Origin of the sequence: Embleya scabrispora, assembly GCF_002024165.1 — a bacterium.
Taxonomy (GTDB): Bacteria; Actinomycetota; Actinomycetes; order Streptomycetales; family Streptomycetaceae; genus Embleya; species Embleya scabrispora_A.
In genome coordinates, this window is the sequence record NZ_MWQN01000004.1 from 606181 (window position 1) to 625294 (window position 19114).

The following is a 19114-nucleotide window of genomic DNA, read 5'->3' on the forward strand; positions in this document are numbered from 1 at the left end:
GGGGAGAGTACATGACGGCATTGCCGCGCCGAATACGGCGTCCCCTTCCGCGTACCGGCGGCATCCTCGACGGTCGCTATCGCCTGGGACAACTGCTGGGCGCGGGCGGCACCGCCGATGTCTTCCGGGCCGTCGATCTGCGGCTGCGCCGGGAGGTCGCGGTCAAGATCTTCCGACCCGGTATGGCCGCGGTGACGGCGGAACGGTTCTGCCAGGAGGCGGTGTTGCTCGGCCGGTTGACACATCCGGCCCTGGTCACGGTGCACGATGTCGGTTGGCACGAGAGTTGCACGTATGTGGTGATGCGCCTGATCCGGGGCGTCACCCTGCGGCAGCACATACTGGACGGTCCACTGGCGGCCGATCGGGTGGCGAGGCTCGGCGCGCGACTGGCCTCGGCGTTGGCACACGTACACGCGGCCGGCATCGTGCATCGGGACGTGAAGCCGTCCAACGTGCTGATCGGCCCCGGCGACACCCCGTACCTGGCGGACTTCGGCATCTCGCGTCTCGTCGACGAGCCCACCCGCTCCGCACCCGGCACGATCGTCGGCACCGTCTCCTACCTCGCGCCCGAGCAGATCCTCGGGCACGGCTCGGGCCCCGCGTGCGACGTCCATGCCCTCGGCCTGGTCCTGCTGGAGGCGCTGAAGGGCGAACGCGAATATCCGGGTTTCTCGCTCGACGCGTCCCCCGCCCGCTCGCGGCGAGCGCCGCACGTCCCGTCGCACGTGCCGGGCGAACTGGCCGGTGTGATCGAGGCGATGACCCGTGTCGACCCCGCCGGCAGGCCCGACGCCGCCGAGTGCGCCCGCCTGCTCGACGCGGCCGCGGCATCGTGCGCGCCCCCGTCGGGCGCGGCGGGCGGCGCGGCTCTGGGCGCGGCGCCCTCCTCGACCTCGACTGCGCGGGTGCCGCGGCAAAGACGACGCCATCTGCCGACCGCGGGCCTGGTCGCCGGCATCATCCTGGGCGCGTCCGGGGCGACCCTGGCGGTCCTGCACCACCAGGCCGGTTCGAACGCGGACAACAGTCGCCCCGCACCGACCACCGCCCCTCTGCCACCCCTCACGCAGCCCGCGGCCCCACCCGTCGTACCGCCCCCCACCACGTCCGCCCCGCCGCCCTCGGCACCCGCCACGCGGACGACCACTCCCCCTCCGCCGCCGGCCACGACCGTCACGGTCACCGTCGACGCCCGAGTCCCCTCATCCGCCACCGACTCGCCGCCCCGAGACTCGGACAAGGGTCCGAAAGGCGACGGTAAGTCCAAGGAAAAACGCGGTAAACCCACCGAACCCCGCGGAAAACCGGAGAGGTGAATCCGCCCGACGTCCGCCGGCGGCGCAGATGGCGGCGACCGTTCCCGATCTCATCGACGGGAGAACCGCGTACGGGCAATCGTGCCGTGACCGTCTCCACCCTCATCCTGCCGAGCGCGTGCAACGTGGGACCGGGCCGGGTCGAGGGCCCGAGCCGTCGGTCGTCCCGATTGCGCGGAGGTGCCGGATGTCGGTTCGTGCGGTTGGGGGAAGATCGGGCGGGTGGATTCCTCGTTGGCGGAGGTCGTCTCCGTCGTGCTGCTTCTGGGCGTGCTCGCGTGCGCCGTCGTTCGGCCGTTCGGCATGCCGGAGGCGGTGGTCGCCGTACCGGCCGCGGGTGTCGTGGTCGCCGTCGGGGCGATCTCGCCCGCACACGCCGGTGACGAGGCGGCGCGGCTCGGGCCGGTGATCGGGTTCCTCGCCGCCGTTCTGGTCCTGGCCCGGCTGTGCGACGACGAGGGCCTGTTTCACGCCTGCGGGGCGTGGATGGCCCGAACCGCGGCAGGACGCCCGCGCCGGCTGCTGGTGCAGGTGTTCGTCGCCGCCTCGGGGATCACCGCGGTACTCAGCCTGGACACCACCATCGTGCTGCTCACCCCGGTCGTGTTCGCCACCGCCGCCCGGCTCGGCGCCCGCGCCGAACCGCACGTCTACGCCTGCACCCACCTGGCGAACACCGGCTCGCTGCTGCTGCCGGTCTCCAACCTCACCAACCTGCTCGCGTTCGCCGCCAGCGGTTTGAGCTTCACCCGCTTCGCCGCCCTGATGGTCCTGCCCTGGCTGGTCGCCATCGCCGCCGAATACGTGGTCTTCCGGCGCTTCTTCGCGGCCGACCTGGACGCCGGCGCCCAGGCGCCGCCCACCGCCGAACCCCGCGAGGTGCCGCTGTTCGCGCTGATCACCGTGGCCTGCACGCTGGCCGGCTTCGTGCTGACCTCCGCGATCGGCGTCGACCCCGCCTGGGCGGCCCTCGCCGGCGCCGTCGTCCTGGCCGTGCGGGCCCTGGTCCGGCGGCGCACCACGCCCACCGCCATCGTGCGCGCCACCGCGATCCCGTTCCTGGCCTTCGTCCTGGCCCTGGGCATCGTGGTCCGCGCCGTCGTGGACAACGGCCTCGCCGGCGCCCTGGGCCGGCTGATCCCGGACGGCACCGGCCTGGCGGCCCTGTTCGCCATCGCGGCACTGGCCGCGCTGCTCGCGAACGTCGTCAACAACCTGCCCGCCGTGCTGGTGCTGCTGCCGTTGACCGCGCCGTCCGGGCCGGGCGCCGTGCTCGCGGTGCTGATCGGCGTCAACCTCGGACCCAACCTCACCTACGCCGGCTCCCTGGCCACCCTGCTGTGGCGACGCATCGTGCACGAACACGACGGCGAGGTCGAACTCGGCAGATTCACCCGACTCGGCCTGTGGACCGTGCCCGCAGGCCTGCTGTTGTCGGTGCCGGCACTGTGGCTCTCCCTCACCGTCATCGGCGTCTGATCACCGGGAAGAAGAGCGGGGGTGGTGCCGGGTTCGGCCGCTACGGCGTGACGACGGATTCCGGGGCGGCTTCCGGGTCCCGGGGCTCGCCCGAGTGGACCGGGCGCGGACCGTACACCCGGCGCAGCCCGTACGCGGCGAGCACGACCGCCAGGCTGCCCAGACTGGTGAACAGCTGGGTGCGCTGGTCGTCGATGACCGCCATCGCCACCAGCACGGCGACGAAGCCCGCCATCACGACCCAGGTGAGGTAGGGGAACAGCCACATCCGCAGCGTCAGTCGCTCCGGCGCCTCGCGCTCCAACCGGCGGCGCATGCGCAGTTGCGAGGCGCCGATCATGACGTACATGAAGATGGCGATCGCACCGGAGGAGTTGACCAGGTACGTGAACACGGTGTCCGGCGACAGGTAGGCCAGCACCACCGAGACCCAGCCGACGACCGTACCCGCCAGGATCGCCCGCACCGGGACGTTGCGCCTGCTGGTCCGGACCGACCACTTGGGCGCGTCGCCGTGCGCGGCCAGCGCGAAGAGCATGCGCGAGGACACGTACACCGACGAGTTGAGCACGCTGAGCACGGCGGTGAGGATCACGATGTCCATCACCGTTCCCGCGCCGGGCAGGCCGATGATGTCCCACGCGGCGACGTACGGACTCGCCAGCACCTCGGCTCCGTCCCACGGGACGATCGTGACGACCAGGAAGATCGAGCCGACGTAGAACAGGATGATCCGCCAGATGATGCCGGTCGTGGCCTTGGCCACGGAGCGCTCGGGCTCCTTGCTCTCGGCGGCGGCGATCGTGACGATCTCGGCGCCGCCGAAGGCGAAGATGACCACCACGATGGCGGAGAAGATCGAGGTGAAGCCGTTCGGCGCGAAGCCGCCGTGCGAGGTGAGGTTGGAGAAGTCGAACGAACTGCCCGGCCACGCGCCGAACACGTGCAGCCCCCCGACGACCAGGAACGCGATGATCGCGGCGACCTTGACCGAGGAGAACCAGAACTCGAACTCGCCGAAGGACTTCACCGACAGCAGGTTCGTCGCCGTCATCACCGCCATCAGGGCCATCGCCAGCACCCACAGCGGCAGATCGATCCAGGCGTGCAGGATCGCGGCGCCCGCGACCGCCTCGACGGCCACGATGATCACGTAGTAGTACCAGTACAGCCAGCCGATCGTGAACCCCGCCCAGGGCCCGATGGCACTGCGCGCGTAGTCCGAGAACGAACCCGAGGACGGCCTCGCCACGACCATCTCGCCGAGCATGCGCATCGTGCACAACACCAGCGCGCCGGCGAGACAGTACGACACGATCGCGGCCGGCCCGGCGGTCTTGATCACGCTGCCGCTGCCGACGAACAGACCGGCCCCGATCGCCCCGCCGATCGCGATCATGGCCATGTGCCGGTTGCGGAGCGAACGGCTGAGTCGTGGTTGCTCGGTCGGGGATGTGGACTGCGACGACATGGAGACTCCTGCGGGGCGGGGAACGAAAGAGGTAGGGGGCAGGCGGGCGCGACCGGTCAGGTCCAGTCGTCCTCGCGGCCGGCGCCGATCACCCAGGTCAGGGCCCGGAACCGGCGCAGCGCCTCGCGGGCGTCGGGGGCTTCCAGGCGCACGGTGCGCGGGCCGACGACGTCGACCCCGCCCATCGCGCTCGCCCGTTCGGCGAGGTAGGGGCTGTCCACGTCGACCTCGACCACGTGCGGGGCGGGGATCGCGCGGCCCCGGTCTCCCGGGCTCGCCAACGCGGCGGCGGCCTCGCGGCGGATGTCGGCCGCCGTCGCGGCGGGCGTACGGCAGATCGCCGCATGCCGGGAGATGGCCGTCTTCACCGTGACCGTACGGCAGCCCGGGGCGTAGCGCCCGGCCTCGGCGCAGGTCAGGTCGTCGCCGGTGACCAGCACCACCGGCACCCCGGCCTCGGCGGCGACGAGTGCGTTGAAGCTCCCCTCGTCGACCGCGCGGCCGTCGACGCGCACGCCGAGCACGCTGTGCGAGAGGTAGGTGTGGGCGAGTACGCCCGCCTCGCCCGCGCCGGTGTGGTAGCCGACGAACGCCAGCGCGTCCACGTCGAGTTCGAGGCCCTGGAGCATGCCGAGGGGTTTGTTGCGGCCGACGATGAGCACCGCGCGCGGGTCGAGTTCCTCCAGGAGCACGTTGTCCATGCCGCAGTGCGCGTCGTTGACGATCACCTCGTCGGCGCCGCCGTGCAGGAATCCGGCCACCGCCGCGTTGACGTCGCCGGTGAGCAGGCGCCGGAATCGTTCGTAGCGCGGGTTGCCGGCGCGCACGTCGGCGGGCAGCACCGTGCCGGTGGCGCCCTCCATGTCGGCGGAGATCAGGACGCGGGTCATACCGCCACCTCCTCGGGGTCGGGACAGTCGTGCTCGGACGGGTACCCCGAGGAGGTCGCGGACCCCAGGTCCACCAGGGCGTGCACATGGGCCGCGCCGCTCTCCAGGACCACTTCGCGGACGGTCTGCGCCTCGCGGACGGTGGCCAGGCGCACCTCGTCGTCCACGACCCGGTAGCCGTACACGGCCGGGCGGGGCAGCGAGTTGTAGGCGAAGTGGGACGAGAAGTAGTACGCGCCGGTGTCGTACAGCGCGACCACGTCGCCCGGTTCGAGCAGCGGGAGCGGGCGGCCGACGGCGGTCAGGTCGCCGGCGAAGCAGCACGGGCCGGCGACGTCCTGGATCTCCTCCGGCGTGTGCTTGGGTCGGCCGTGGGCGTCGAAGGCGCCCACGCGCAGCGGCCACGCCCGGGGCATGAACACGGTTCGGGTGGCGACTTGCGCACCCGCGTGGGTGATCGCGATGCGTCGGCCGCCGGCGCTCTTCGTGTACTCCACGAGCGAGGCGATCGTGCCGTTCTTGGCCAGCAGCGAGCGGCCGAACTCGGTGACCAACTCGTAGCGGCCGTCCAGGAGTTCGGGCACGGACGCGCGCAGTTCGGCGACGTAGTCGGCGAAGGTCGGGTCGTCCTCGTCGCCGGTGAAGTCCACCGGCAGGCCGCCGCCGATGTCCAGGCCGGTGATCTGTCGCCGGCCCAGGACGGCGTTGACGTGCTCGGCCAGTTCGTGGGTGGCCCGCAGGCCGGCCGCGATCAGCGACAGCGGGCAGCCCTGGGAGCCGACGTGTGCGTGCAGCCGGTTCAGCCACGGCCGGCGGACGAACGCCTCGACCACGGCCTCGACGGCCCCCGGGTCGCGCAGCGCGATGCCGAACTTGGACGTGGTGGTCGCGGTGCTCATCGCGCCGATCGTGCCCGCGCCGACCTGCGGATTGACCCGGATCCCGATCGGCCCCGTCGCCGGGCGCTCGGCCACGATCGCGTCGATCCGCGCCAGTTCCTGGAAGTTGTCGACGTTGACGGCGATGCCGTGCGCGAGGGCGTACCGCAGTTCCTCGATCGTCTTGGCGGGGCTGTCCAGGACGAGCCGTTCGGGGGTGAACCCCGCCGCCAGGGCCTGTTCGAGCTCACCCGGCGAGGCGACCTCGCAGCCCATGCCCGCGTCGGCGAGCAGGCGCAGCACCGGGACCAGGCCGCACGCCTTGGCGGCGAAGGTGTGCAGTACGGGGGTGTCGCCGAACGCCGCCGTCAGCGCGTCGACCGACGCCCGGATGCCGTCCACGTCCAGCAGTCCGAGCAGGGGCTGCTCCGGGCCCAGCAGCCCCTGCTCGACCACTCGGGCCAGGGCCGCCTCTCGGGCCGATCGACGCCGTCGGGCCGCTGCGGAAGTCACGTGCACCACACCTCGGAGATGTCGAGTGTTCGCGGCCCGTTCGAGTCGCATGCACAGCTTGGATCCGGGCGCGGGCGGGGGTCAGCGTCACAGGCGACCAAAGGCGGCAGCATCGATTGTCTGCCACGACAAGAAAATGATCATGAAATGCGATGTGGACCCGCTCCGGATTCACGGGCGCGCCCGGTACACCAATCGCAGCCCGAGATCCGCGAGCAGTCGGCCCGTCGGATCGTCCAGGTCCACCCCGAACAGCTCCCCGGCCCGGCGCAGCCGATAGCGCAGGGTGTTCGGGTGCACGCTCAGCCCGCGCGCGGCGGCCGAGGTGTCGCCGAAGGCGCCCAGGTACGCGCCGACCGACGCGGAGTACTCCGATCCGTGCAGGCGGTCGTGCTCGACCATCTCGTGCACCGGCCCGGCCATCGGCCACAGCGGTGCGAGCCGGTCCAGCAGGCGCACCAGGGCCACCTCGGACACCACGTCGGCGGACAGCGCCGACGCGGACGCGTGCGCCCCGGCCGACGCCGCCGCCCGCTCGCGCAGCACCCGCACCACGATCTCGGCCTCCTCGCGCGCGCCGGGCAACGCGTCCGGCCGCCCCGCGGTGGGCCCGACGCCGGCGAAGACCACCGTGCCCGGGACCGACCGCGCGGTGGCGACCAGGTCCCGCGCCGGGTCCGCGTGCGCGTCGCCGGCCGGGGTCAGCACGAACAGCCGCCGCCCGGCCCGCGCGGTCACGCACTCCGGGCGCAGCGCGGTCGCCTGCAGCGCGAGCACGTCGAGCACCCGCTGTTCGGCGTGCGTGGGCGGGTCGGCCGCGGCCTCCGTCCCGGGACGCTCGTACGCCTCGACCACGATCACCGTGTACGGCCGATCCGGGCGCACCCCCAGTGTCCGGGCCGCCTGTTCCGCGCCCGCGCCGCCGCCGAGCAGCGTGTGTACCGCCTCCTCCCGCCGCCGCGCCGCCTCGCGGCCGCGCGTCTCGTGGTGGACCAGGTGCGGCAGGGCCGCCCGGGCGGCGGTACGCAACGCCGCCGTCGCGTCCGGCGCGAGCGGGCGTCCGTCGGCCGCGGCCCAGATCGACCCCAGCACCTCGCCCCCGTCGCGCACCGCGATCGCCAGCCGCTCCGCGTAACGCTCGTCGGCGGGCAGCCGAACCACGTCGTCGGTGCCCCACAGGGTGCGGAAGAAGCCGCTCTCGCGCAGCTCGGCCACCCGCCAGCGCGGCACCTCCTGGTTCAGGATGGTCGCCCGGCGCATGGGATCCGGCTCGTGGTCCATCCGCGAGTAGGCCAGCACCCGCGACTGCGGATCCTCGATCGTGATCGCGCCGCCCACCAGGTCGGCGACCGTGTTGGCCAGGCCGGACAGGTCCCCCGGGCGCAGGCTGTCGACGGCGGCGAGTTCGAAGGTGCCGCTCTGCGCGCAGGCGTTGCGCAGCAGGCCGAGGACGTGGGTCCAGCCGCGTCGGGGATGCCGGGTGAGCAGGGCCGTGCCGCCGTGTTCGGCCGCCTCGACCACGGCCGGGTCCACCCCGGCCGCCCCGCGCCGGAGCACCAGCGCGCTCGCCCCCGCGTCCCGGGCCGCCCGCACGGCCTCCACCGCTTCGCGCCCGCGCGGGTCCACGCCCACCGCGAGCAGGATCGTCCCGGCGAGCGCCGCGCCGTCGGCGCCCTCGTCGCCCAGGTCGTACAGGGTGACCCCGCGCACCGGCACGTCGGTCCCGCACGGCGCCGCCACGACGTCGATGATCCCCGGGTCGATCAGATCCAGGACCCGGGCCAGTGTCGCCGCGGCGGGACGGCCGGAGGATTCACGCTCGGTCATACGTCCATGATCGCCTGCACGCCGAGACACCCGGGACGAGGTCCGCGGCCGCGGACCGGGCTGGGCCCGTCACTCCCCCCGCCTTGCTGTCCGTCACGAGTGCATGACGGGGACGGTCATCGGGCTGTCGCAGTCGTGCATCAGGGCCACCAGTCGTCCGCAGTAGCTGCGCTCGGCCTTCATATAGCGGCGATTTCCCGAGCCGAACGACCAGGCGACGGCATTCATCTCCGCGTCGTCGTGGGAGGGAACCCGGTCGAAGAACGTGGCCAGCCGGCCACCGATGTGCGGGAACCGCCCGGCGGGAAGCCGAAGAGCATAGAACCCGACCCGCTCGATCCGTCCCGTGTCGATCCGCAGTGTCACCGAGAACGTATAGCCGCCCGGGGCCGTGAAGGCGAGCATGTCCCCGAAAGTCCGCGCGTCCGGCATGGTGCCCCCGGACAGCGCGAGCAGTCGCTTCGTCGACCCGGCGTCGATGCCTTCCCCGGTACGGAAGTACAGGTTCGCGGTGCCCTGCTGATAATCCACCGCCACATTCCGCACCACCGTCAGGCCCAGTTCGCGGAAACGACTCTCGTGCCGGCGGATCGGATCCGGGATCCCACGCGTGTCGAGGACCTCCTCGACGGGCCGCCTCCCGTCCAGATACACCCACGTCTTGACCAGGCCCTGCGCCGAGTCGAAGTCGCACAACTCCCTCGATCCCGCGTACAGCCCGCTCCAGGCACGGATCAGGCCGGCGGCCGGACTGCGGGCGGGGATGAATCCGGCCCGCTCGGCGATGCACACGGTGTCGAGTGGCCTGCGCTCGTAGAAGCGATAGTTCAGCGCGCCACCGGGCCGATCGGTGGTGCGCCACAGGACCGCCCCCCGGTGGAAGCTCTCCTCGAACACGTCCAGCACCCGGCGCGTCATCGGCGCGCAGTAGTCGGCGCCCAGGATGTCGGCGGACGTTTCGATGTCCGCCAGGAATCGGGACGGAGAAAATTCGATGGTAGACATAATCAGGATGCACTCCCGGTCCTTGCGGAGGAATTTACGAAACGGCGAAGCGGCTATTCACTCACGATCCCATAAAGCTCTGCAAGGACATGTCGGTATGTCGCGGAACGCGAATCACATTCAGAGTATCGGGTCCGAAAAGGCGCCCGAATGGCCGAGTTCCGGCCGGGCCGGGCGATTATCGACGCGAAATCAGATCAGTCCGAGACGGCGCAGATCCGCCGTATACTTGTCGATCAGCCCGGCGGACAGGTGGGGAATCTCCGACTCGCCGATCCCCGCCGCCCGGACGGCTCGCGCGAACCGTCCGGCCGGGAGGCGCGAGCCGGCCACCGGTTCGGCCGGCTGCCGGAAGGCGTGCAGCAGGGGCAGTACGGAGTGCCGGCGCCGCTTTTCCGGCAGCGCCCGCAGCGCGGCCTCGAAGCGGGTGAACCAGACGCCGTGGTCGTCGACGCGGTCGATGGCGTGGCCGGCCGCGACGAGCCGGTCGACGAAGGTGTCCAGCGAGATGCCGTCGTCGTGGGGGTTGACGACGTTGAACGTCCGAAAGCCGTCTCCGTCGCGTGCGCCGAGGGTGTCGACGACCCGGGCGACGAAGTCGACGGGCAGACCGTCGTAGTGCGCGCGCGGTCGTGGTGCCCCCGCGTCCCTCCGGTAGAAGGAGGTCGGCGCGATGCCGGTGGCGACCAGGCTCAGCATCAGCCGGGTGAACACGTCGGTCACATTGAGCTGGCCGGCGTGGCGGGGGTGGGCGAGGATCATGTCCGAGCGCAGGACGGTCACCGGCAGGCCGCACAGCTCGTGGGTCTCGCGCAGCAACACCTCGCCGGCCCACTTGCTGGTCGCATAGCCGGTGGCGTACGCGTCCGAGAGGCGGCGCTCGGGGCTCGCCGCGCGGATGTCGGCGCTCTCGTCGAGCCGCGCCGGTTCGGCCCCCGCGGCCACGCCGACGCTGGAGAGGTAGGTGAACGGCTTGATCCGCCCGGTGAGCGCGAGTTTGATCAGCTCGGCGGTGCCGGCCACGTTGGGGCCGAAGAGCTGGTCGTAGGGCAGCACGTGGTTGACCAGCGCGGCCAGGTGCAGGACCCGATCGACGTCCTCGGTCAGCCGCCGCCACGTGCCCGCGTCGAGGCCGAGCCGCTCCCGGCCGATGTCTCCGGCGAGCACGTCGAGCCGGCCGGTGGCCAGGTCGCGGTAGCGGCGCGGCAGTTCCCCGTCGCCGCCGTCGTCGAAGGCGGCGTCGAGCCGGCGACGGGCCTCGGCGTCGTCCCGGCCGCGCACGACGCAGACCAGCCGGCCGCCGGTGCCGGCCAGGCGCTCCAGCAGGTCGAGGCACACGAACCGGCCGAGGTAGCCGTTCGCGCCGGTCAGCAACACGGTCCCGGTCGCCGCCGGCCGTACCGATGCCGCTAGCGAACGGGCGGCCTTCAAGGTGGCGGCGTCGATGAACCGGTCCGGCGTGAGGTCGGCCGCCCGCACCACCTCGCCGCCGGCGCCGTGCACGGTGGTCGCCGAGGGGCGCACCTCGTCGAACTCGCGCACCGCCTCGATGTGTTCCGCGATCGCGCGCAGGGAGCACGCCGGGCCGAGCAGCATGCCGACCGGGACCTCGACCCCGAAGACGTCCCCGAGCAGTTCGGCGAACGCCGGCGCGGACAGCGAGTCGATCCCCAGGTCGGTGAAGCTCGTGGCCGGACCCAGGTCCGCGACCGACAGCCCCAGGAAAGCGCCGGCGGCCCGCCGGACCGTCGCGAGCACCGGTTGGTCGGCGCCGCCCTCGCGCAGGGCGCGCAGTTCGTCCGGCCGCCCGCTCGACGTCCGCTCGTACAGCCGTTCCAGCCGGTCCCCGTAGCGCTCCTTCAACCGGGGCCGGACGTTCTTGCGCAGCTCCGACAGCAGGCCGTTCCCGGTGTCGAAGGGCTCGGTCTCCACCAGGAAGTCCCGGGGGACCTCGTAGGGTTCCAGCTGGGCCTGCCTGGCGACACGGTGCAGCGACTCGCCCAGCGCCCGCTTCAACTCGTCGCCCTCGGCCCGCGCCATCGCCTCCTCGGTGGGCACGAGCACCGCGAGCAGGTGGGCGCGCTCGCCGTTGCCGTACACGTAGACCTGCCGCACGAGCGCGGCGGTGGCGAAGACGCTCTCCAGCCGCGAGAGTGCGACGAACTCCCCCTGGGCCAGCTTCAGTACGTCGTTGCGGCGGCCCACGTACACCAGTCGGTCCAGGCCGGTCTGCTCCATGATGTCGCCGGTTCGGTAGAACCCGTCCTCGTCGAAGACCTCGGCGGTCGCCTCGGGCCGCCCGTGGTAGCCGGGGGTGACGAACTCCGACCCGAGCAGCAACTCGCCGCGTGGATGCGGGGCATCGGTGGTGTGGTAGCCCGATTCCGGTACGTCGACGAGCTTGTACTCGCGTACCGCCGGCCGCTGGACGCGAGAGTCGAACAACACGACGCCGGCCTCGGTCGACCCGTAGCTGTCGTGCACGGTCCGGCCCAGGTAGGACTCCATGAACCGCGCGAGTTCCGGGGACAGCGGCGCACTGCCGCACATCACCCGCAACACCCGGCCGCCGAGGCGGGGTTCGGGGGCCGACTGCCCCGCCCGTCGGGGCGGTTCACGGCGATACTCCCGATACAGCGTGTCGCAGATGCGCGGCACCAGCATCAGCTGGGTCGGGCGGACCAGCCGGATGTCGTCGAAGAGGGTCGAGACATCGCTCTTCGCGGTGAAGTACGCGGTGCCGCCGTGGCCCAGGGTGTGGAACAGCGCGGTGCGGCCCGCCACATGGCTCAGGGGCAGGTAGTGGACGGTGATCCACGGCAGCCCGTCGTCCGCCGGGATGCTGCCCAGCCACAGTCGCCGAAGCATACGCTCCGTGTAGATGGCGCCCTTCGGCTCTCCCGTGCTGCCGGAGGTGTAGACGAGCAGGCGCATCGTGTCCGAGTCCGAGTCCGAGTTCGAGTACGCGGCGGGCGGGAGCGTACGTCCTCGCTCGGTGACGACCGTGAGGGCGTCGATCCCCGGAAGTCCGGCCTCGGCCAGGCGCTTGCGCGCGGCCTCGAAGCGCTCGCGCTGATCGTCGACCTCCGGGTGGTGGTCGAACACCACGAGTCGGGGCTTCGACCTGCTCGACAACACCAACTCGACCGCGCTGTCCAGGACTTCGACGCCGGCCGCCAGGACTCGCGGCCCGACCTCGTCGACGATCGGCCGCAACCGGGCCACGGCGGCGCTCGACGGCAACGGCACGGACACCGCCCCCGACCGCAGACACGCCAGGTCCAGCACCGTGTAGTCGACGCCGACGAAACCGTACAGCGCCACGAAATCCCCGGCGCCGACCGGACACCCCCCATCGCGCGTCCACTCGGCCGCGACCGCGCCGGCCCGTTCCCACAGCTCGGCGTAGGAGATCGTGTCGAAGCGCGGCAGCAGTTCCAGTGTCGTGCGACCGGACTCCGGATCGATCACCGTACGTGTCGCACGCCGGCCGAGGGCGGGACGCCGGGCGTAGGCATCCATCAGCAGCGCGACGCTCCGCACCAGGCTGTCGGCGGAATCCCGAAACGCCGCGCCGACCGAGTCGACGGGCACGGCGGCGCGCAACTGCGGGTCCCGCGCCACCACATCGGCGGGCTTCGGGGGCTCGGGCACCGCGGCGTCCCGATCCTCCCGGATCTCCCGGTCGCACGTCGCGCAGGACGAGGACACGACTCACCAAACCTTCCAAGCGTGGGGGACGTCGATTCCACCGAAAGCCTCCCATCGACTCCCCCGTCGCCACGTCGCCGCGCCCGCAGAACCACCCGACCTGGCGAACCGAACCACCCCGATCGGGTCCCTTCGGGTCGACAGGGGACGCACACCCCGACGCCGTTGGACGTAAACGATCGACACCGCAACGCCCATTTGGCGCCGCTTCGGCTCATGGAGGTGTGGGCCCACGGGCAGGACGTCCTCGATGCGGTGGGCACCGCACGCCGTCCCACGGATCGACTCCGGCAGATCGCCACCCTGGGTGTGATCGGATGCGAACTCTCGTTCCACGCCGCGGGGTTGCCCCTTCCGACGGAGCCGTTCCGGGTCGAACCGGCCGGTCCGGGCGGCGGGGACGCGCGGGCGTGGCTGGACAACGCCCGCGTCTTCCTCCGAGCAAGGCGCCGATCGCCGTGAACCCCCCGGGCGACCACCGCCCGGGGGGTTCACGATCGTGGATCGGTGGGATCCGTGGACCACCGGGAGCCGTGGATCAACGGACGTACTTGATGGACACCCAACCCTTGATGCCCGACGCCTGGTGCTTGACGTAGTACCACTCGCTCGCCTCGGCGTCACCGTCCCGGTACACGACGCCCTGGCAGTAGACGGTGACCTTCGCACCCTTCTGGAGCACCCGCAGGATCGGCGTCCAGGTGCCCTTGCCCTTGCGCAGGCTGACGTTGTTGCCGGTGACCTTGGCGGTGTGGTCGCGCAGATCCCGGTAGCACCCGGGGTTGCTCGCGGCGGACGCCGACGGCGCGAGCGCGACGCCCACACCGGCGAACAACGACACCGACGCCAGTACGGCCGCGGCGCTTCGACCCATTTTGCTCACTGGCAGATTCCCTTGATCGACGTGAGGAACAGGACCCACCGATCCTTCCGCTACCCCACTCGCGCGGATATCCGGTTCACGCGACACGGCCCCGCCGCAGCATGATCATCGGGTCGGTATCCTGGCGACCGCCGCAGAAGAGGGGAACCATGGAGTTTTCGGGCGCCGCCGATCCGCGGCGGGTCGGGCCGTACGCCGTGCTGGGCCTGCTCGGTGCGGGCGGCATGGGCAAGGTGTTCCTGGGCCGTTCGGCCGGCGGTCGTACCGTCGCGGTCAAGGTCGTCCGTCCCGAACTCGCCGACGATCCGGTCTTTCGGGCTCGTTTCGGACAGGAGGTCGCCGCCGCCCGCCGCGTCTCCGGCGCCTTCACCGCTCCCGTCGTGGACGCCGATCCCGACGCCCCGGTCCCCTGGATGGCAACGGCGTTCGTGCCCGGTGTACCCCTGTCCACCGCGGTCGCCCGGCACGGGGCGCTGCCCGGGGCGGCGCTGCGCATGCTGGTCGCCGGGTTGGCGGAGGCGCTCGGCAACATACACGCCGCCGGCCTGATCCACCGCGACCTCAAGCCCTCGAACGTCCTGGTCGCGCTCGACGGACCGCACGTCATCGACTTCGGGATCTCCCGGGCGGTGGAAGGAACCTCGCACACCCGCAGCGGCGCGGTGATCGGCTCACCCGGCTACATGTCGCCCGAACAGGCTCTGGAGCGGCTGCTCACGCCGATCAGCGACGTCTTCTCGCTGGGCGCCACCGCATACTTCGCCGCCACCGGGCTGCCCCCGTTCGGGACCGGCAACGCCGCCGCACTGATGTTCCGCGTCGCCGGCACCGAGCCGGACCGGGTACCGCTGGCCGGGCTCGACGAACCGCTGCGCGCACTGATCCTGCGCTGCCTCGCCAAGGACCCCGCCGAGCGGCCCGACCCGGCCGAGGTGGTCGAGGACATCGAACGCCAAGGCGTCGACGTGGCGGCCGGGAGTTGGCTGCCCGCGCCGCTGACCGCCGACATCATGGCGGTCCGCGCGTCGACCCTCACCGCTCCCCCGGCCGCGCCGATACTCCCGACACTGCCGTCCCCGCGCATCCCGCCCGAGCCGCAGGCACCGCCCACGGCCCGGACGATCGGTCGCCGGGCCCTGCTCGTCGGCGTCGCGGGCACCGTCGCGGTGACCGGCGGCATCACCGCGGCCGTCGCGCTGTCGAACCGGGGCGGGGGAAACACCGCGAACGCCGGCCGCACGAGCGGGTCCGCCCTCCCCCGTCCGACCGGCGCCCCGTCCGCCCCGGCCGCCGTGGCGACCACGCCCCTCACCGCCCCCGACGCCGTCGTCCGCAGGATGCGCGACCTCGGCGATCCGTGCGAGGGTCTCGTCCTGAGCGGCGACGTCCTGGTCTCCTTCGGCTTGCTCGCCGCGAACGGCCTGGATCTGGACGCCAAGGCCCGTTGGGGGCCGACCTCGGCGAGCGTCGGCGTGTCGGCCAGGCATCGGCCCGGCCTCGTGCGCAACGGCGTTCTCTACTTCTGCGGCAGCGCCGGCTCCACGCGTGTCGACGGCCTGCACGCCATGGACGTCTCGACCGGAAAACTCCTGTGGTCGGTGGCGGCGCCGACCGGCGGTCTGCTCCTGCGGGTCGTCGCCGGGATCCTGGGCGACACCGTGATCGTCTCCGGCGACTTTCCGGGCGGTCCCCCCGCGCGGAGTCTCGTGTGGGCCGTGGACACCCGTAAGCGCGACACGCTGTGGCAGGAAACCGGCACGGACGTGGCGGCGGTGCTGCTGGTACCGCCCACGACCGCGTCGATGATCCTCGCGGGTGGCGGCGCGATCGGTCGAGACGGCGAGGTCGTCGTGCTCGACCCGGCGACCGGCAGACGCGGCTGGCGCAACCCGGTACCCGGCGGCTCCTTCGGCGCCTATGCGCGGACGCGAGCCTGCTTCGCGGGCGGCGCCTACGTGTACGCCGGATCCTCGGTCGTCGCGGTCGACCCGCTCGACGGCCGGCAGCGGTGGACGTTTCGGGCCACCCGCGGCGGCGACCCCTTCGGCGATCCGGTCGCGAGCCCGGACGGACGGACGGTGTACGTCACCTGCGCCGTCGGCCTGATCGCCCTCGACGCGGCCACCGGCGCACCGAGGTGGGCCACCGCGCCGCAGGAGGGTTCGCTCCACGAATCCGACTCGGCCGGGATCCGAATCGCGGACGGCAACGTCTACGTGGCGGACGACAGGGCGAACCTCTGGGCGGTGGACGCCGAGACGGGCAAGGGCCGATGGAAGTACAGCGACCCCACCCAGGACGCGACCGACGTCCTGCTCACGGCGGTGGGCGGCGGTCGGGTGTGGGGCGCCAACCGCACCTCGCTGGTCGTCGTCGCCGCGAGCGGGGCGTAGTCGCCGGATGGAACAGCTCGACGCCTCGGATCCGCGACGGATCGGCCCGTACGTCCTGCTCCTGCCGCTCGGTTCGGGTGGCATGGGGAAGGTCTACCTCGGCCGCTCCGCCGCCGGGCGCGCCGTGGCGGTGAAGGTCATCCGCGCGGACTTCGCCGCCGACGAGCACTTCCGCAACCGCTTCCGAGCCGAGGTGGCGGCCGCGCGGCGGGTGTCCGGAGCCTTCACCGCGCCGGTCGTGGACGCGGATCCGGACGGCGATCCGCCGTGGATGGCGACGGCGTTCGTCTCGGGCCTGTCGCTGCACGACGCCGTTCGGCGGCACGGCCCGCTGCCCGAGGCGTCGTTGCGGATGTTGCTGGCCGGGGTGTCCGAGGCGCTGGTCGGGATCCATGCGGCGGGGGTGATCCACCGCGACCTCAAGCCCGGCAACGTGCTGTTGGCGCTGGACGGTCCCCACGTCATCGACTTCGGCATCGCCCACGCGCTGGACGGCACCTCCTTCACCCGGGAGGGCACCATCGTGGGATCGCCGGGCTACATGTCGCCCGAACAGTCCCTGGGGCGGTCGGTGAGCACGGCGAGCGACGTGTTCGCGTTGGGCTCGACGATGGTGTACGCGGCGTCCGGGCAGCGGCCGTTCGGCGACGGGGCGCCCGCCGCCGTGCTCCGGCGCGTCGTCGGCGATCCGGCCGATGTCGGCGCGCTGCCGGCCTCCATCCGGGACGTGGTGGCGGCGTGCCTGGACAAGGACCCCGTGCGGCGTCCGACGCCGCGGGCGCTGATCGACTTCGTCAGCCGGGACGAGAGCGGTGCGGGCGGGGGAAGTTGGCTGCCGGATGCGGTCACGCGCGCCGTGAGCCGCGCGGCCGACGTCCTGACGGACCTGCCGGCCTCCCGGGACGCGGCGGACGCCCACCCGGCCCCGAACACGACGAGCCCGGACGACCGACCCACGTCGGCGGCGCCCGAGACGTCGGCACTGCCGGAAGGCGCCGCGCCGCCCGGGGCCTCGGTGCCGTCCCAAACGTGGCCGCCGCCCGGGAGCGCCGCACCGCCCGCGGGCTCCGCACGGCCGGGGACGTGGCCGCCGCCGCCCGAGGCATCCGTGCCACTCGCCACGGGACCGTCGCCCGGCGCGTCCACCCGTCCCGAAAGCCCGAGCCCGCCGGAGCCGGATCGTCGACAGCCCGCGCGCAGGCGGTTGTTGCTCGGTCTCGCCGCCGGCGCGGCGGTGGCCGTCTCCGGCGGCGTGGCGGCCGTCCTGCTGCCGAGGCAAGGCGATCCGGTCCGGGGCGCGGCCGCGATGCCGTCCGCCACCGGCGCGGAATCCGCGCCGCCGGCCACCGTCCCGGCCCCGCCGCCGGTCGTCCCGCATGCGCCGCTGCCCGCCCCGACCGGCCGCAGGGGCGTCCTCGACGGCCCGGCGGCCGCGACGTCGTGGACGGCCAAGGCGAGTGGACCCGTCACCGACGTGGCCGTGTACGGGGGTTCGGTGATCGCCACCAGCCAAAACGGCCGGGACGCGTTCGACGCCGGCGCGGGGCGACCGCGGTGGACGATTCCGCTGACCGGAAGTTGGAACGACAGGGGCAGGGTCGCCGGGGACGACCGGGTCGCCTACCTCACCGGCACCAACGCGGCCGTTCGGCAGGACGTGCTGAGCGCCGTCCAGCCCGGCACCGGAAGGGAGTTGTGGACGCTCCCGCTGCCGCACGTCGCATGGACCCCCACGGGCGTGGCCGGCATCGTCGACGACATCGCCTTCGTCACCGGCCGGGGGATCGCCGATGTGACGACGCCGTCCTCCTTCGGGTTCGTCTGGGCCGTCGACGTCCGCACCCGGGCCGGCGTATGGGAGACCGTGGGCACGGACATCGGCGGGTTGTTCGTCCCCCCGCGCGGCCCCAACCTGCTCCTGCACGGCGACGGCGACCGGAGCTCGGACGGACGCCTCGTGACGCTCGACGCGACGCACGGGGGCGCCCGCGGCTGGACCACCGACGTACCGACGGTGTCGACGCAGGGGTACGTCCCCGTGGACCGTCCGCCGATCCCCGTCTGCTGGGCCGCCGGCGGCTTCGTCTACTGCGCGGACCGGGTCCGCCTGATCGAACCGGACCGGGGAAAGCAGGTGTGGGACTTCGCCGCCGCCACCGCCGGCGAGACCTTCACGGACTGCGCCTCCGACACCGACGGCGACACGGTCTTCGCCGCCACCCGGACCACGCTCTACTGCCTCGACGCGCGCAAGGGCACGCTGCGTTGGCGCAGTTCGATACCTGGCGGCTCCGCGAGCCGACCGACGTTCGGGACGCAAGGTCCCATGGTGCGCCACGACTTCGGCAACGTGTACGTCGCGGACACCACCGGAACACTGTGGGCGGTCGAGGCGGCCACCGGAACGACCCGGTGGAAGCACCCGTTCCCCGTGCAGCCTCCCGGTGGCCGCGTCCCGATCCTGACCGCCGCGGCCGGCGTCGTGGTGATCGGATACGGCTTCCAACTCACCACGATCGACGCGGCCGGATAACCGAACACCGCTCCCCCGGGAACGCGGCCGGACGATAGGGCAGTTCACCGCGCGAGTCCCGGCCGCCCGCGAGTACCAGGCGATCCGACCGGGCCTCGAGTCGGCGCAGGTCCGGGTCGTAGGACATGAGGCTCGGCACGATACGAGGGCCCTGGGAAAGGCAATCGGCCACGATCACCGCGCCTGGGGAACTCCGGCGGCAAAGGTAT

At 72.6% G+C, this 19114-nt stretch carries 11 protein-coding genes; 4 read left to right on the top strand and 7 right to left on the bottom strand.

What is annotated here, in order from left to right; translation table 11 throughout:
• Positions 1–11 precede the first annotated feature (11 nt).
• Entirely contained in the window at positions 12–1322 is a 1311-nt protein-coding gene (locus B4N89_RS43190) for a serine/threonine-protein kinase (RefSeq protein WP_161501019.1), read from the top strand.
• 222 nt (positions 1323–1544) lie between these two features.
• The gene (locus tag B4N89_RS43195) at positions 1545–2801 is read left to right on the top strand and encodes an SLC13 family permease (RefSeq protein ID WP_078982405.1); all 1257 of its coding nucleotides are present in this window, start codon (positions 1545–1547) and stop codon (positions 2799–2801) included.
• A 40-nt stretch (positions 2802–2841) separates the two neighbouring features.
• Here B4N89_RS43195 and B4N89_RS43200 read toward each other — a convergent pair whose 3' ends face one another.
• The 7 genes from B4N89_RS43200 to B4N89_RS43235 all read right to left on the bottom strand — a co-directional run bounded on the left by B4N89_RS43200 (position 2842) and on the right by B4N89_RS43235 (position 13970).
• Complete coding sequence (locus tag B4N89_RS43200) at positions 2842–4272, bottom strand: amino acid permease (RefSeq protein WP_201261167.1); 1431 nt, start codon at positions 4270–4272, stop codon at positions 2842–2844.
• 56 nt (positions 4273–4328) lie between these two features.
• Complete coding sequence (locus B4N89_RS43205) at positions 4329–5162, bottom strand: M55 family metallopeptidase (RefSeq protein ID WP_078982083.1); 834 nt, start codon at positions 5160–5162, stop codon at positions 4329–4331.
• Positions 5159–6553, bottom strand: coding sequence for a diaminopimelate decarboxylase (locus tag B4N89_RS43210; RefSeq protein WP_101897576.1), 1395 nt, complete (start codon positions 6551–6553; stop codon positions 5159–5161). The genes B4N89_RS43205 and B4N89_RS43210 overlap by 4 nt, the downstream gene beginning before the upstream one ends.
• Before the next feature lie 171 nt (positions 6554–6724).
• Positions 6725–8380 (bottom strand): PucR family transcriptional regulator, encoded by a 1656-nt coding sequence (locus tag B4N89_RS43215; protein ID WP_078982085.1) that lies wholly within the window; start codon positions 8378–8380, stop codon positions 6725–6727.
• 93 nt (positions 8381–8473) lie between these two features.
• Positions 8474–9385 carry an aromatic prenyltransferase gene (locus B4N89_RS43220; protein WP_078982086.1) on the bottom strand — a complete coding sequence of 304 codons (912 nt, stop codon included), beginning with the start codon at positions 9383–9385 and terminating at the stop codon, positions 8474–8476.
• 192 nt (positions 9386–9577) lie between these two features.
• Positions 9578–13096, bottom strand: a complete 3519-nt coding sequence (gene car, locus B4N89_RS43225; RefSeq protein ID WP_235619326.1) for a carboxylic acid reductase — start codon at positions 13094–13096, stop codon at positions 9578–9580.
• A gap of 538 nt (positions 13097–13634) precedes the next feature.
• Positions 13635–13970 (bottom strand): SH3 domain-containing protein, encoded by a 336-nt coding sequence (locus tag B4N89_RS43235; RefSeq protein WP_078982087.1) that lies wholly within the window; start codon positions 13968–13970, stop codon positions 13635–13637.
• Positions 13971–14128: 158 nt separating this feature from the next.
• Between B4N89_RS43235 and B4N89_RS43240 the strand changes: the two genes are divergently transcribed.
• Both B4N89_RS43240 and B4N89_RS43245 read left to right on the top strand, forming a co-directional pair.
• Positions 14129–16372 carry a serine/threonine-protein kinase gene (locus B4N89_RS43240; protein WP_161501020.1) on the top strand — a complete coding sequence of 748 codons (2244 nt, stop codon included), beginning with the start codon at positions 14129–14131 and terminating at the stop codon, positions 16370–16372.
• Positions 16373–16379: 7 nt separating this feature from the next.
• Positions 16380–18905: a protein kinase domain-containing protein gene (locus B4N89_RS43245; protein ID WP_078982089.1), complete on the top strand. Its 2526-nt coding sequence runs from the start codon at positions 16380–16382 to the stop codon at positions 18903–18905.
• Positions 18906–19114: the final 209 nt, after the last annotated feature.

What these genes read in the sequence shown, in the direction of transcription:
- B4N89_RS43190 (WP_161501019.1), top strand. Translation starts at nt 12, where the DNA reads ATGACGGCATTGCCGCGCCGAATACGGCGTCCCCTTCCGCGTACCGGC.
- B4N89_RS43200 (WP_201261167.1), bottom strand. Translation starts at nt 4,272, where the DNA reads ATGTCGTCGCAGTCCACATCCCCGACCGAGCAACCACGACTCAGCCGT.
- B4N89_RS43205 (WP_078982083.1), bottom strand. Translation starts at nt 5,162, where the DNA reads ATGACCCGCGTCCTGATCTCCGCCGACATGGAGGGCGCCACCGGCACG.
- B4N89_RS43215 (WP_078982085.1), bottom strand. Translation starts at nt 8,380, where the DNA reads ATGACCGAGCGTGAATCCTCCGGCCGTCCCGCCGCGGCGACACTGGCC.
- B4N89_RS43220 (WP_078982086.1), bottom strand. Translation starts at nt 9,385, where the DNA reads ATGTCTACCATCGAATTTTCTCCGTCCCGATTCCTGGCGGACATCGAA.
- B4N89_RS43235 (WP_078982087.1), bottom strand. Translation starts at nt 13,970, where the DNA reads ATGGGTCGAAGCGCCGCGGCCGTACTGGCGTCGGTGTCGTTGTTCGCC.
- B4N89_RS43240 (WP_161501020.1), top strand. Translation starts at nt 14,129, where the DNA reads ATGGAGTTTTCGGGCGCCGCCGATCCGCGGCGGGTCGGGCCGTACGCC.
- B4N89_RS43245 (WP_078982089.1), top strand. Translation starts at nt 16,380, where the DNA reads ATGGAACAGCTCGACGCCTCGGATCCGCGACGGATCGGCCCGTACGTC.